Source organism: Streptomyces sp. NRRL B-24085 (genome assembly GCF_001282115.1).
Taxonomy (GTDB): Bacteria; Actinomycetota; Actinomycetes; order Streptomycetales; family Streptomycetaceae; genus Streptomyces.
In genome coordinates this window covers 1-13,544 of record NZ_LJBR01000120.1, presented here as the reverse complement: position 1 = coordinate 13,544, position 13,544 = coordinate 1, and the positions used below count along the sequence as shown (strand labels likewise).

At 72.2% G+C, this 13,544-nt stretch carries 14 protein-coding genes; 8 read left to right on the top strand and 6 right to left on the bottom strand.

All coding sequences use genetic code 11. The annotated features are described in order from the left end of the window. The coding region (locus AOJ26_RS15310; protein WP_179200340.1) for a VOC family protein at positions 1-687 on the bottom strand (687 nt) is incomplete at its 3' end. A gap of 126 nt (positions 688-813) precedes the next feature. On the opposite strand from AOJ26_RS15310, the gene AOJ26_RS15305 reads away from it, so the two are divergent. The 7 genes from AOJ26_RS15305 (at position 814) to AOJ26_RS15275 (ending at position 6,281) form a co-directional block, all read left to right on the top strand. Then, positions 814-1,296, top strand: coding sequence for an Lrp/AsnC family transcriptional regulator (locus tag AOJ26_RS15305; RefSeq protein ID WP_053848827.1), 483 nt, complete (start codon positions 814-816; stop codon positions 1,294-1,296). A gap of 23 nt (positions 1,297-1,319) precedes the next feature. Beyond that, the gene (locus AOJ26_RS15300) at positions 1,320-1,967 is read left to right on the top strand and encodes an ABC transporter permease (RefSeq protein ID WP_053848826.1); all 648 of its coding nucleotides are present in this window, start codon (positions 1,320-1,322) and stop codon (positions 1,965-1,967) included. Further along, on the top strand, positions 1,960-3,204 hold the full coding sequence (locus AOJ26_RS15295; protein ID WP_053848825.1) for a betaine/proline/choline family ABC transporter ATP-binding protein: 1,245 nt from the start codon (positions 1,960-1,962) through the stop codon (positions 3,202-3,204). Before AOJ26_RS15300 ends, AOJ26_RS15295 begins: the two co-directional genes overlap by 8 nt. Next, positions 3,201-4,016, top strand: coding sequence for an ABC transporter permease (locus AOJ26_RS15290; protein ID WP_053848824.1), 816 nt, complete (start codon positions 3,201-3,203; stop codon positions 4,014-4,016). Before AOJ26_RS15295 ends, AOJ26_RS15290 begins: the two co-directional genes overlap by 4 nt. Positions 4,017-4,557: 541 nt before the next feature. Beyond that, entirely contained in the window at positions 4,558-5,439 is an 882-nt protein-coding gene (locus AOJ26_RS15285; protein WP_373413189.1) for a glycine betaine ABC transporter substrate-binding protein, read from the top strand. A gap of 72 nt (positions 5,440-5,511) precedes the next feature. Further along, positions 5,512-6,087, top strand: coding sequence for an ArsR/SmtB family transcription factor (locus AOJ26_RS15280; RefSeq protein ID WP_053848822.1), 576 nt, complete (start codon positions 5,512-5,514; stop codon positions 6,085-6,087). An 11-nt stretch (positions 6,088-6,098) separates the two neighbouring features. Next, on the top strand, positions 6,099-6,281 hold the full coding sequence (locus AOJ26_RS15275; protein ID WP_053848821.1) for a hypothetical protein: 183 nt from the start codon (positions 6,099-6,101) through the stop codon (positions 6,279-6,281). On the opposite strand, the gene AOJ26_RS15270 is transcribed toward AOJ26_RS15275, so the two are convergent. The 3 genes from AOJ26_RS15270 to AOJ26_RS15260 are packed head-to-tail and all read right to left on the bottom strand — an operon-like array spanning position 6,278 to position 8,976. Continuing rightward, positions 6,278-7,069 carry a S16 family serine protease gene (locus tag AOJ26_RS15270; protein WP_053848820.1) on the bottom strand — a complete coding sequence of 264 codons (792 nt, stop codon included), beginning with the start codon at positions 7,067-7,069 and terminating at the stop codon, positions 6,278-6,280. The genes AOJ26_RS15275 and AOJ26_RS15270 overlap by 4 nt on opposite strands. Positions 7,070-7,111: 42 nt before the next feature. Next, positions 7,112-8,221 (bottom strand): o-succinylbenzoate synthase, encoded by a 1,110-nt coding sequence (gene menC, locus AOJ26_RS15265; RefSeq protein ID WP_053848819.1) that lies wholly within the window; start codon positions 8,219-8,221, stop codon positions 7,112-7,114. After that, a complete protein-coding gene (locus AOJ26_RS15260) occupies positions 8,218-8,976 on the bottom strand; it encodes a chorismate synthase (protein ID WP_053848818.1) in 759 nt (252 codons plus the stop codon). The genes menC and AOJ26_RS15260 overlap by 4 nt, the downstream gene beginning before the upstream one ends. Positions 8,977-9,078: 102 nt before the next feature. Here AOJ26_RS15260 and AOJ26_RS15255 point away from each other — a divergent pair, with 102 nt between their 5' ends. Beyond that, positions 9,079-10,626, top strand: a complete 1,548-nt coding sequence (locus AOJ26_RS15255; protein WP_053848817.1) for a PucR family transcriptional regulator — start codon at positions 9,079-9,081, stop codon at positions 10,624-10,626. A 228-nt stretch (positions 10,627-10,854) separates the two neighbouring features. On the opposite strand, the gene AOJ26_RS15250 is transcribed toward AOJ26_RS15255, so the two are convergent. Then, a complete protein-coding gene (locus AOJ26_RS15250) occupies positions 10,855-11,496 on the bottom strand; it encodes an IclR family transcriptional regulator (protein WP_031041623.1) in 642 nt (213 codons plus the stop codon). A gap of 289 nt (positions 11,497-11,785) precedes the next feature. After that, positions 11,786-13,544 (bottom strand): DEAD/DEAH box helicase (locus AOJ26_RS15245; protein ID WP_053848816.1); only part of this gene is annotated, 1,759 nt, incomplete at its 5' end.

Genomic DNA, 13,544 nt, shown 5'->3' with positions numbered 1-13,544 from the left:
ACCGAGTACAGCGCGCTGATGTCGAAGGTCGTCGCCCACGAACTCCTTCATGTTCGTGAAGCCCATGACCTTGTTGTAGAAGCCGACCCACTCGTTCATCCGGCCGAGCTCGACGTTGCCGACGCAGTGGTCGACGGCCTGGAAGGTGCGGTGGGCGGGGGGCTCGACGATCGGGGCGGCGGCGGCGTAGCCCGGGAGGTAGGGGCCGTCGTAGCCGGTGCGCTCGACCAGGGTGTGGCGGGTCTCGCCGTAGGTGGCGATCGCGGCGAGGACGACCGTGCCGTGCTCGTCCTTCAGCTCGTACGGCTCGGCGACCGAGCGGGCACCGTGCTCGAGCGCGTAGGTGTACGCGCGGCGGGCGTCCGGGACCTCGATGGCGAGGTCGATCACCCCGTCGCCGTGCTCGGCCACGTGCTGGGCGAGGAAGTGGCCCCAGGGGGTGGCGGCCTTGATGACCGAGGTGAACACGAACCGGGCGGAGCCGTTCTCCAGCACGTAGCTCGCGGTCTCGCGGCTGCCGTTCTCCGGTCCGGAGTAGGCCACCAGCCGCATGCCGAAGGCGGTCGAGTAGTAGTGGGCCGCCTGCTTGGCGTTGCCGACGGCGAAGACGACCGCGTCCATTCCCTTGACCGGGAAGGGATCGGCCTGCCGGGCGGTGTCGGGAGTGTGGTGTGTGGTCTGCGTCATGTGCGAAGCCTGGCTCCGCCCTGCAAGGTGCGCAATAGTTTGCGTGTCCACTGGACAACATGTTCAGCGATACGGCCGTATCGACGGGCTTTCTGTGCAGGATGACCATCTCTCGGGGAGGCTGCCGTGGGGATCGACGAGCTGGACGGGCGGATCATCGTGCTCCTCGCGCGCGAGCCGCGGATCGGGGTCCTGGAGATGTCCCGGCGGCTGGGGGTGGCGCGGGGGACCGCGCAGGCGCGGCTGGACCGGCTTCAGTCGAACGGAGTCATCCGGGGGTTCGGTCCGCAGGTCGATCCGGCGGCGCTCGGCTACCCGGTGACCGCGTTCGCCACGCTCCAGATCCGGCAGGGGCAAGGGGCCGACGTACGGGCCCACTTGGCGACCGTGCCGGAGGTCCTCGAACTGCACACCACGACCGGCAGCGGGGACATGCTGTGCCGCCTCGTGGCCCGCTCCAACGCCGATCTCCAACGTGTGATCGACCGGGTTGTCGGTTTCGATGGGATCGTCCGGGCCGCCACCGCGATCGTCATGGAGAACCCCGTTCCGCTGCGGATCATCCCGCTGGTGGAGCAGGCGGCGGGGGATCCGGCCCTTCGGGAGTGACCGAGCCAGCGGGGTGAGCGGGTGTGAACTTCTGGGAGTACCTCGGCAGCCGCCACCAGCAACTGCTCGTGGACGCCTACCAGCACGCGAGCGCCGTCTTCCAGTGCATGGTCGCGGCGACGGTGATCGGGGTGCTGATCGGGGTCGTGACCTATCGCAGCGAGTGGGCGGGCAACCTCGCCACGACGGCCACCTCGACGATCCTGACCGTCCCCTCGCTCGCCATGATCGGTCTGCTCGTCCCGGTCGTGGGTCTCGGGGTGCCGCCCACGGTGATCGCCCTGACGCTGTACGGGCTGCTGCCGGTCGTCCGCAACGCGATCGTGGGGCTGCGCGGGGTCGATCCCTCGCTGGTGGACGCGGCCGAGGGGATCGGGATGTCCCGGGTGACCCGCCTGGCGCGGGTCGAGCTCCCGCTCGCCTGGCCGCCGATCCTGACCGGGATCCGGGTCTCGACGCAGATGCTGATGGGCATCGCCGCGATCGCCGCCTACGCCTCCGGGCCCGGCCTCGGCAACGAGATCTTCCGCGGCATCGCCTCCCTGGGCAGCAGGAACGCGCTCAACCAGGTGCTCGCCGGCACGCTCGGGATCATCGTCCTCGCCCTGCTGTTCGACGCCGCGTACGTCCTGCTCGGGCGGCTGACCATTCCGAGAGGGATCCGTGTCTGAGACGTCCGGCACCTCGGGTGCGTCCATCGGGCTGGAGCACCTGACCAAGCGCTACCCCGGCAGTCCGCAGCCCGCCGTCGACAACGTGACCATGGAGATCAGGGCGGGCGAGACCGTCGTCCTCGTGGGACCGTCCGGCTGCGGCAAGTCGACCACGCTCAAGATGATCAACAGGTTGATCGAGCCGACCGGTGGACGCATCCGGATCAACGGCGAGGACGTCACCGGCATCGATCCGGTCCGGCTGCGCCGCAAGGTGGGTTACGCGATCCAGTCGGCCGGGCTCTTCCCGCACATGACGGTCGCGCAGAACATCGCGCTCGTGCCGCGGATGACCGGCTGGGACAAGGCACGGATCGGCGACCGGGTGGAGGAACTGCTCGACCTGGTCGGGCTCGACCCCGGCGAGTTCCACGGCCGCTATCCACGGCAGCTGTCCGGCGGTCAGCAGCAGCGGGTCGGGGTGGCCAGGGCGCTCGCGGCCGATCCGCCCGTCCTGCTGATGGACGAGCCGTTCGGCGCGGTCGACCCGATCACCCGGGACCATCTCCAGGACGAGCTGATCCGGCTCCAGCGCGAGCTGCACAAGACGATCGTCTTCGTCACCCACGACTTCGACGAGGCGATCAAGCTGGGCGACCGGATCGCCGTGCTGCGCGAACGCTCCCGCATCGCCCAGTTCGACACCCCGGAGGCGATCCTGACCAGCCCGGCCGACGACTTCGTGTCCGGGTTCGTCGGCGCCGGGGCGGCCCTGAAGCGGCTGAACCTCACCCGGGTGCGGGACGTGCAGATCACCGGCTGTCCGACGGTGACCGTCGACGACCCCGTCCAGGAGATCTTCGACAAGCTCCGGGGCAGCGGGACGAACGAGGTCCTGCTGCTCGACAGGCGCGGACGGCCCTACAAGTGGCTCAGGCGCGACGACATGATGCGGGCGATGGGGTCGCCGGCACGGGCCGGGACGCTGGTGAGCGACACGGTGACCAGCGACGCGACCCTGCGGGACGCCCTGGAGGCCGTGCTGACCGACAACGCGGGGCGGGTCGCGGTGACCGGGCGGCGCGGTGAGTACACGGGTGTCGTCGACATGGAGACGCTCATGAACTCCGTGCACGAACTCCTGGAGGCGGACCGCCTGGAGGCCATGGAGCACCAGCACGAACTGGAGGCGATCCGGGCCGACCGGACGCACGCCGAGCAGGAGGGCGCCGACGCAGGGGGGCGGAAGGCGTGACGACGGCCGCGAGTCCCGTGGCGGAGGACGAGCGGGAGGAGGGTACGGCCGCTCCCCCGCCGGGTCCGCCGAAGCGGCGGGTGACCTGGCGGAAGCTGACCTTTCTGCCCGCGTTCCTCCTCGCCGTCCTGTTCGCGACCTGGCTGTGGTTCGAGCAGGCCGACCTGGACCCGCTCTCCGCGAACGCGCTGTCGAACGGGCAGGTGTCCAAGGCCCTGTGGCAGCACGTGGAGCTGACGGTGGTCTCGACGTTCTTCGTGCTGATCATCGCGATCCCGCTGGGGATCGCGCTGACCCGCGTCGCCTTCCGGAAGGCGAGCCCGGTGGTGACGGCGGCCGCCAACATCGGCCAGGCGACCCCGGCGATCGGCCTGCTGGCCCTGCTGGTGATCTGGCTGGGCACCGGCACGAAGGCGGCCCTGATCGGCATCGTCGCCTACGCCGTCCTGCCGGTCCTGTCGAACACGATCGCGGGCCTGAAGGCGAACGACCCGGCCTTGCTGGAGGCGGCACGCGGCATCGGCATGTCCCCGCTGGGAGTACTGGCCCGCGTCGAACTCCCGCTGGCGGTCCCGCTGATCCTCGCGGGCGTCCGCACGGCCCTGGTCCTGAACGTCGGCACGGCGACCCTGGCGGCCTTCGGCGGGGGCGGCGGCCTCGGCGTCCTCATCACGACCGGCATCACCAACCAGCGGATGCCGGTCCTGATGCTGGGCTCCGTCCTCACGGTCACTCTCGCCCTCCTGGTCGACTGGCTGGCCTCCCTCGCGGAACTGCTGCTCGAACCACGGGGGTTGGAGGTGGGGACATGAGGTGCGGACGCCGGGCACCGGCCTCGCCGGCCGCCCGCCGGGTTCCGAGGCCGGGTTCCCTCCCCCCTCGCACCCGGCGCCCTGCTGCCCACGTGAAGGGGGCCGGGGGCGGGGGACCCGGACGGAGGAGCTCGGCGTCAAACTCGACGCGCGTCCGTTCCTTCCCGTGCCTCGACGTCGACAGGGCAGGACCGGCTCGCCGCGGAGGGGACGCCGGCGCGGGCCGCGCAGGTCGGCCGACAGGCTTTCGGCACCGAACTGCCCCGCCGCGAGCCCGCAGGGCCCGAGGCCGCATCGTCGACACGACGTTCTCCGGCGGCCCCCTGCACCCCGGGCCCTCCGCCGGTCGACCGGTCGGTCGAACCGTTCCTGGGGACGACCGGTTCGGCGGCCACGCCATGACGTTCACCCGCCCGCCCGCCGACAGGGACGCGTACCTCCCGTCGCGACGATGTGAGGTGACGGTGTGAAACCGACCCTCCTGGTGCTGAGCGGTTGCCTGGTCCTGCTGGCCGGCTGTGGGCTGACCAGCGGCTCGCCCATGGCCGACGACGTGGAGCCGGGGTCGATCGGCCGCGGTGAGCCGCTCAAGGGTGCGGAGCTGACGGTCACGTCGAAGGAGTTCACCGAGCAGCTCGTCCTCGGCGCGATCATGGGCATCGCCTTCGAGGCGGCCGGGGCGGACGTGCTGGACCGTACGGGCATCCAGGGGTCGGTCGGCGCCAGGGAAGCGGTCAGGTCCGGGGACGCGGACGGGATGTACGAGTACACCGGCACGGCGTGGATCACCTACCAGGGCAACAGCGAGCCGGTCGCCGATCCGCAGGAGCAGTGGACGGCCGTGCGCGAGGCCGACCTGGCCAACGGGCTGACATGGCTGCCGAAGGCGCCCCTGAACAACACCTACGCCCTCGCCACGAACCGGGCCGGCCTCCGGAAGTACGGCACGACAACGCTCTCCGAGGTGGCCGCGCTGGCGAAGAAGGACCCCGGCGCGGTGACCCTGTGCGTGGAGAACGAGTTCGCCAACCGCGCCGACGGACTGCCGGGCATGGAGAAGGCGTACGGGATGAGCGTCCCGGCGAGGTACATCACCCAGATGGACACCGGGATCATCTACACCCAGGTGGCGAAGGGCGGTTGCCGGTACGGGGAGGTCTTCACGACCGACGGCCGCATCAGGTCCATGAACCTCGCGGTGATGCGGGACGACCGCAGGTTCTTCCCCAACTACAACGCGGCGCCCGAGATCAACTCCAGGTCCCTCGAGCGGTGGCCGGCCATCGCGGAGGTGCTCGCCCCGGTCACGAGGAAGCTGGACAACACGGTGGCCCGGGAGCTCAACGCCAGGGTCGACGTCGCCGGGGAGGACCCGCACCAGGTGGCGCTGGACTGGATGAAGGCGGAGGGGTTCGTGAAGTAGGGCCGGCTCCCGATCGGCGGGGTTACAAAGAAGTCGTTGCAAAGGACTCTTTGCATAGCTATCTTTGTACGCATGCCGGAAGAGCCGAAGGTACGGAAACTCGACGCCCGTTCACTGCGCGGGCTGGCCCACCCCCTGCGGATGGAACTGCTCAACGCGCTGCGCCGGCGCGGACCCGCCACCGCCTCGATGCTCGCCGAGCGCCTGGGCGAGTCCAGCGGCGCCACCAGCTACCACCTGCGCCAGCTCGCCGAGCACGGCTTCATCGCCGACGCCCCGGAGCACGGCAAGGGCCGGGAGCGGTGGTGGCAGGCCGTGGACCAAGGGCTGACCTTCGACACCACCGAGTTCGACGGCGCGGGCCCGGAGCTCCGTGGGATGGCCGAGCTCTTCCTGCACGAGATCGCCGCCACCCATGCCCGTGAGCTGTCCGGTTGGCTCCACGCCCGCGAGCGGTGGTCCAAGCAGTGGGGCCGCGCCTCCGACATGAGCGACGCCACGCTCCAGCTCACCCCCGACCTGGCCACCGAGCTCGTCGACAAGATGCACGCCCTGATCAACGACTACCGCGGCCGGGTCACCGAGGAGACCCCCGGCACGGAGCAAGTCCGCGTCCACACGCACCTGTTCCCCACCGAGACGGACTGAGAGGCCCCGCCATGCGTCCCGAGACCCACCTCGCCCTGCACCAGCTCCGCGCCGCCGACCTCCGCGCCGAGGCCGACGCCCACCGGCTCGCCGTCGAGGCCAGGCGGCCGTACGCCATCCGTACCCGCCTCGGCTGGACCCTCGTGGAGGTCGGGCTCCGGCTCGCCTCCCCGCGGCCTGCCCTCGCGCACTAGCAGGCGGGGACGGAACCGTTGCCCGACTCCAGGGCGGTCAGCGCGCTCACCGCCCCCTTCAGGGACGTCACCGGGATCAGCCGCAGCCCCTTCGGCAGCTCCGCCTTCGCGTCGGCGCACTCGTCCTTCGGGACCAGGAACACCGTCGCCCCGTCCCGTTTCGCGGCCTGCGTCTTCAGTGCCACACCGCCCACCGCGCCGACCGTGCCGTCCGCGTCGATCGTGCCGGTCCCGGCGATGGTGCGGCCGCCCGTGAGCTCGCCCCCGGCGCCGTTGCCGTGCAGCTTGTCGACGATCCCCAGCGCGAACAGCAGTCCCGCGCTCGGCCCCCCGACGTCCGCGAGCTTCAGCGTCACCTTGACCTTGTCGTCGCTGAGCTTGAGGTAGCCGAGGGCCGCCCGGGTCGCCGCGTCCTGGGACTCCTTCATCTGCGCGGTGTTGTGCTTCTCGATCTCCTCGACGTTCTGCCCGCTCGGGTAGACCGCGTCGTGGGGCATGACCGCCCGGTCGGTGCGGAACCAGTTGTCGATGATGTCGCCCAGGGAGATGTGCGCGTCGGGCCCGGTCGCCTCGATGGTCGTCATCCGCAACTGTCCGCTTGTCGCCCGGGTCGGGGCCCCGGAGACGGTGATCACCGCCGCGCCCTCGTTGTCGCCGAGGACGTTCGCCGTCATCCCCGGCTGCGCCAGCGAGAACGGCAGCGGCGCGAGGAGGGCCGTGGCGACCAGCGCCACGACGGGCAGGGCACAGACGGCGACGGCCTGGGGGCGCGTGAGGCGTGAGAGCACGGGATCAATCTAACGCGGCGGTCACTTCCGGCCACGAGCCGGTCAGCCCCGGTACAGATCCCGTCGCGCGCGGGTGAAACGCCGTAGGACGTCGGGCAGCGGTTCGACCCCGATACCCGGCCCCCGGGGCACCGGCAGGTGGCCGTCCGCCAGGACGAACGGCTCGGTGAGGTCCTCGGCGAAGTAGCGGGAGGAGGCGGAGGTGTCGCCGGGGAGGGTGAAGCCGGGCAGGGCGGCCAGGGCGAGGTTCGGGGCGCGGCCGATCCCCGTCTCCAGCATGCCGCCGCACCACACCGGCACCCCGTGCGCGCGGGCCACGTCGTGGATGCGCCGGGCCTCCAGATAGCCGCCCACGCGCGCGGGCTTGACGTTGACGACCCGGCACGCGTCCATGGCGATGGCGGAGGCGGTGTCCCGGGCGTTGTGCAGGGACTCGTCGAGGCAGACGGGGGTGGCGATACGGCTCTGGAGGCGCGCGTGGCCGTACAGGTTGTTCTCGTCCAGCGGCTCCTCGATCAGCAGCAGGCCGAACTCGTCGAGCCGCCGCAGGTGTTCGGCGTCCGCGAGCGTGTACGCGGTGTTGGCGTCGACCTGGAGGGGCAGCTTGTCCCCGAAGCGCTCGCGCACGGCCCGTACGGGCTCGATGTCCCAGCCCGGTTCGATCTTCAGCTTGATCCGGACGTACCCCTCGGCGAGATACCCCTCGACGTCGTCCAGCAGCTCCGGCACGGACTCCTTGATCCCCACCGACACCCCGGCGGGCACCCGGTCGCGCACCGCGCCGAGGTACACCGCCAGCGGCATGCCGTACGACCGCAGCTCTGCGTCCAGTACCGCCGTCTCCAGGGCCGCCTTCGCCAGCTCGTGCCCCTTGATCCCGCTCACGGCGGGCCCGACCAGCGCCGCCGAGAGCGCGGGCAGCGCCGCCGCCCTCGGCACCAGGAAGTCCCGCAGCACGAGCTCCGCACCGGCCGTGAACTCGGGGCAGTACCGCGGCTGCGGGTCGGCGGCGAACTCCGACCAGCCCTCGGCGGTGTCCGTGACGACGTGCAGCAGGAAGGTGTCCTTCGTGGTCATGGTGCCGAAGGAGGTGCGGAAGGGAGTGACCAGCGGGATCGCCACATGGACGACCTCGACGCGCTCCAGCCTCATACGGCCTCCTTGGTGAGGGTGTACCAGCCGTCCCGGGACATTCCGGTCGCCCTGAAACCCTGCCCGAACGCGTCCGTGAACACCTCGCGCACGGCCCGCCGCCAGCGCAGCGCGAGCGCCGGGTCGGCGGCCCGCAGCCCGACGACGTCGTCCGGGACCCGGCACCAGACGTGCAGGTCCGCGAGGTCGCGGCGGGCGAGGACCCCTCCGTCGGGAGCGCGGTGGGTGGCGGGCGCCTCCTCGCGCTCCCCCGTGTCGTACGGCTGTCCGGGTGCCGTCAGGTCCCAGGTCACCGTCAGCCGGTCGCTCTCGTCGCCGCCGTTCACGCCGTCGTGCATGGGCCCGTAGAAGTCGACGAGGTACTCGGTGCCGACCGCGCCCAGCTTGGCCAGGTTGAAGCGGGCGTTGCGGGCGACCAGCGGGTCGAAGGTCCAGCGCATGGTGCGGGCGCCGAGACCGAGCGCCCAGGCCCGCTGCGCCTGCTTCACCGGCTGCCCGAGCCCGGGTTCCGCGGCGGCGACCAGGGAGTACGCCTCCGCCGAGCCGGGCGGCCCGAACACCGCGGCGCAGGCCCCGGCGAGCCGCCGCCCGTCGTGGGCCGCGTGCACCGCGCCGCCCGCGTGGACCAGGCTGCGCAGCACCTCGGCCGGGTAGGGCGGGGCCGAGGGCGGGGTCCGCCACACCTCGCCGAAGTACGCGCTGACGGCACCGAGGCCGGTGACGTCGTGGACGGTACGGATGCTCACCACGGTCATGCGCCCAGTCTCCGCCGCGCGCGGGCGCCCGGGGTTGTGCGGTCTTACAACCTGTGCGTACGTTCCTTTGCGGAACGGCCAAAGAGCTGGGAGGTGCGACCCGTGGACGCCTGCACCCTCGGCGACCTCCTCGACGTCGTCGGCGGCACCTCGGTACGGCTGCACACCGCCCCCGCCGGGCTCACCGCCCCCGTCACGGAGGTGGTCCTGCACGACGCCCACGCCCCGCTCCCCCACGTGCCGGGCGCGCTGCTGCTGGCCGTCGGGGTGCGGGCGGCCGCGGCCGGACCGCTGGCGAGGGCGGCGGCGGAGGCCGGGATGACCGGCCTGGTGGTCCGGGGCCCGGACGGGCCGGTGGCGGAAGCCGAGGCGTACGGCGTGGCGCTGCTGTCCGTCGCCGAGGACACCGCCTGGCACCGGGCGCACCTGCTGCTGGCCTCGGCGACCGGCGCCCGGCCGGTGCCGTCCACAGCCGGGCACGGCGACCTCTTCGCCCTCGCCGACGCCATCGCGACGGCTACCGGCGGGGCCACCGCCGTGGAGGACCCGCGCCGGCGGATCCTCGCCTACTCCACCGTCCCCGGCCAGCCGGTCGACGAGGACCGCCGGCAGGGCATCCTGGGCCTCCAGGTGCCGGCGGACGTGGAGAACACCGACCAGTACCGGGAGCTGTTCGCGGCCGCCGGACCGGTACGGCTGCCCGCGCTGCGGGACGGCGCCCTGCCGCGCCTCGCGGTCGCCGTCCGAGCCGGCGGGGAGACCCTCGGCTCGGTGTGGGTCGTCGACGCCGGCACGCTCGCGCGGGACGCGGAGGAGACGCTCGTCCAGGGCGCGTCGACGGCGGCCGTGCTGCTCCTGCGGGCCCGGGCGGCACAGGAGCTGGCCCGGCACCAGAGCGGTGACCTGCTGCGGCGGGTGCTGGACGGCACGGCGGACCCGGCGGCGTCCGCCGTACGGCTCGGTGTCGAGGGTCCGGTGCGGGTGGCGGCCTTCGCCCCGGACACGGCCGGCCTCCCGGACGCCGGGCAGACCGGGCTGCGGCTGCTGGACGTCGTACGGCTGCAGTGCGAGGCGCGCTACGGGCGGCACGCGTGCGTACTGCTCGACGGGGTGGTGTACGCGCTGCTGCCGGCGCCCGGGGCCCGTCACCGGCGGCTGGCCGAGGACATCGTGGCGCGGGCCGGACAGGCGCTCAGGGTGCCGGTGCGGGCGGGGCTGGGCGAGGTGGTGGCGGGGCTCGCGGAGGCGGCCGGGTCACGTGCCGACGCCGACCTGGTGCTGCGGGTGCTGGGACCCTCACTGCCGGTGGCGACCGTCGACGAGGTACGGCCGCGGGTCACACTGCTGCGCCTGGCCGAAGTGCTCGCCGAGCACGGGGAGTTGACGAAGGGCACCTGGCGGCGGGTGCTGGCCCACGACGAGGAGCACGGCACCGACCACGCCCGCACGCTGGTGTGCTGGTTCGACGCGGGGTGCGACATGGCGGGCGCGGCGAAGTCACTCGCCGTCCACCCCAACACGTGCCGCTACCGGTTGAAGCAGGTGCGTCAGCAACTCGGCATCGACCTGGACGACCCCGACGAACGCCTGGTGCTGTGGCTCCAGCTGAGAGTACTGGCGAGCCTCGGGCCGGGGCCGGCCGACGGTTGAGGACGCACACATCTCGACCGACGGGAACTGCACAGGGGCGCGGGGAACTGCGCGACCAGCCCCCACCAACCCGCAGCCGACAACGGCACCGCACGTCCGGTCCAGCGCGGGGACCGGTCAGCCGACGGCAACCACACCCACCCAGGGGCGCGGGGAACTGCGCGACCAGCCCCCACCGAACCCGCAGCCGACAACGAACCCGCACCACACCGCACCGCACCGCTCAAGTCAGCGCAGCGCCTCCGCCACCTCTCGCGCCGCGTCCACCACCCGCGGCCCCACCCGCTCCGGCACCGCGTCCGCCAGCATCACGACCCCGACACTGCCCTCGACCCCGGTGACCCCGAGCAACGGCGCGGCCGCCCCGCTCGCCCCGGCCTCCAGCTCGCCGTGCGTCAGCATGTACCCCGGCTCCCCGAACCCCTGCTGCCGGGCCGCGAGGATGGCCCGTCCCGCGGCCCCGCGGTCCAGCGGGTGCCGGAACCCGGCCCGGTAGGCCACGTGATAGTCCGTCCACGTGGGTTCCACGACGGCCACGGCCAGCGCCTCGGCGCCGTCCACCAGCGTGAGGTGGGCCGTCGCCCCGATGTCCTCCGCGAGCGACCGCAGCGCGGGCAGCGCGGCCTCCCGTACCAGCGGATGCACCTGCCGTCCGAGCCGCAGCACCCCCAGCCCCACCCGGGCGCGCCCGCCGAGATCACGCCGTACGAGGGCGTGCTGCTCCAGCGTGGCCAGCAACCGGTACACCACGGTCCGGTTGACGCCCAGTTTGTTGGAAAGCTCGGTGACGGTGAGCCCGTGGTCCGTGTCGGCCAGGAGCTTGAGGACACGCAGTCCCCGGTCAAGCGTCTGAGAGGTCTCCGCGGTCACGACGCCCACTCCTCCAAGTGGTGAGGTCGGCAGCCCCCTCGCGGCGGATGCGTCACCGAGTCCCGTCAGTGACGCGCTTCAGAGGCCGCCGATCGGCCGGCGGCCCGGTCCCTTGCCGGGCCGCGTCGCTTCACGGCTGCGCTCCGCGGCGGCGCTGCCACGGGGCGTGTGCGTAGCGGGACAGTAGCGAAGCGGGTTCGCTCAGCGGAAGCCTCCGTCCAGAATCCGGGCACCACCCGGTACGGACCACTCCGTTTGTCCTGATACGTACGGTCGGCCGCCAGCCGGCTCACCGCATCCGGGTGGCCCACTCCTGCACCTTGGCGATCCGCTGGCGGAGCTGCCCGGCCGTGGCCTCGGCGCTCGGGGGGCCGCCGCAGACCCGGCGCAGCTCGGTGTGGATCACGCCGTGGGGCTTGCCGCTCTGGTGGACGTAGGCGCTGACCATGGTGTTGAGCTGCTTGCGCAGCTCCATCATCTCCTTGTGCGAGACGACGGGCCGCCGCTCGGCGGGCAGTTCGAGGAGGTCCGCCTCGGTGTCCGGCTTCTTGCGGCTGTGCGCGATCTGCCGGGCCTGCCGCTTCTGGAGCAGCAGCTGCACCTGGTCGGGTTCGAGGAGGCCCGGGATGCCGAGGTAGTCCTGCTCCTCCTCGCTCCCCGGGTGCGCCTGCATGCCGAACTCGGCGCCGTCGTACAGGACGCGGTCGAAGACGGCCTCGGACTCCAGCGCCTCGAAGGCGAACTGCTCCTGCTCGCCGGTGTCCTCGTCCTGCTCCTTGTTCGCCTCCTCCATCTCCTTCTCGGACTCGGCGTACGGGTCCTCCTCGCCCTCCTTCTTCGGCTTGTCGAGGGCGTGGTCCCGTTCCACCTCCATCTCGTTGGCGAAGGTGAGCAGGTCGGGCACGGTCGGCAGGAACACGGAGGCGGTCTCGCCGCGCCGCCGGGACCGTACGAAACGGCCGACGGCCTGGGCGAAGAAGAGGGGCGTGGAGATGGTGGTGGCGTACACGCCCACCGCGAGGCGGGGGACGTCGACGCCCTCGGACACCATCCGCACGGCGACCATCCACCGGTCGTTGCTCTGGCTGAAGTCGTCGATCCGCTTCGAGGCGCCGGCGTCGTCGGACAGGACGAGGGTCGCCCTGGTGCCGGTGATCTCGCGGATCAGCTTGGCGTAGGCGCGCGCGGAGTCCTGGTCGGAGGCGATGACGAGGGCGCCGGCGTCCGGGATGGCCTTCCTGACCTCGGTGAGCCGCTGGTCGGCGGCGCGCAGGACGCTCGGCATCCACTCACCGCGCGGGTCGAGCGCCGTACGCCAGGCCTGGCTGATCGCGTCCTTGGTCATCGGCTCGCCGAGCCGTGCGGCGATCTCGTCCCCCGCCTTGGTCCGCCAGCGCATGTTGCCGCTGTAGGAGAGGAAGATGACGGGCCGCACGACGTGGTCGGCCAGCGCGTTGCCGTACCCGTACGTGTAGTCGGCGGCCGACCTGCGGATCCCGTCGTTGCCCTCCTCGTACGTCACGAAGGGGATCGGGTTGGTGTCGGACCGGAACGGCGTACCGGTGAGCGCGAGCCGGCGGGTGGCGGGCTCGAAGGCCTCGAGACAGGCCTCACCCCACGACTTGGAGTCACCGGCGTGGTGGATCTCGTCGAGGATGACGAGGGTCTTGCGCTGCTCGACCCGGTTGCGGTGCAGCATGGGCCGCACGCCCACACCCGCGTAGGTGACGGCGACACCGTGGTAGTCCTTGCCGAGTGGCCCGGCACTGTACTCGGGATCCAGCTTGATCCCTATCCGCGCGGCCGCCTCGGCCCACTGCTTCTTCAGGTGCTCGGTCGGCGCGACGACGGTCACCTGCTGCACGACATGGTGGTGCAGCAGCCAGGAGGCCAGCGTGAGCGCGAAGGTCGTCTTGCCGGCCCCCGGCGTCGCGACGGCCAGGAAGTCACGCGGCTGCTCCTGGACGTACTTCTCCATCGCCCCTTGCTGCCAGGCACGCAGCTTGCTGGCGGTGCCCCAGGGGGCCCGGCCGGGGAAGGCGGGGGAA

What these genes read in the sequence shown, in the direction of transcription:
- AOJ26_RS15285 (WP_373413189.1), top strand. Translation starts at nt 4,558, where the DNA reads ATGGCCGACGACGTGGAGCCGGGGTCGATCGGCCGCGGTGAGCCGCTC.
- AOJ26_RS15280 (WP_053848822.1), top strand. Translation starts at nt 5,512, where the DNA reads ATGCCGGAAGAGCCGAAGGTACGGAAACTCGACGCCCGTTCACTGCGC.
- AOJ26_RS15275 (WP_053848821.1), top strand. Translation starts at nt 6,099, where the DNA reads ATGCGTCCCGAGACCCACCTCGCCCTGCACCAGCTCCGCGCCGCCGAC.
- menC (WP_053848819.1), bottom strand. Translation starts at nt 8,221, where the DNA reads ATGAGGCTGGAGCGCGTCGAGGTCGTCCATGTGGCGATCCCGCTGGTC.
- AOJ26_RS15260 (WP_053848818.1), bottom strand. Translation starts at nt 8,976, where the DNA reads ATGACCGTGGTGAGCATCCGTACCGTCCACGACGTCACCGGCCTCGGT.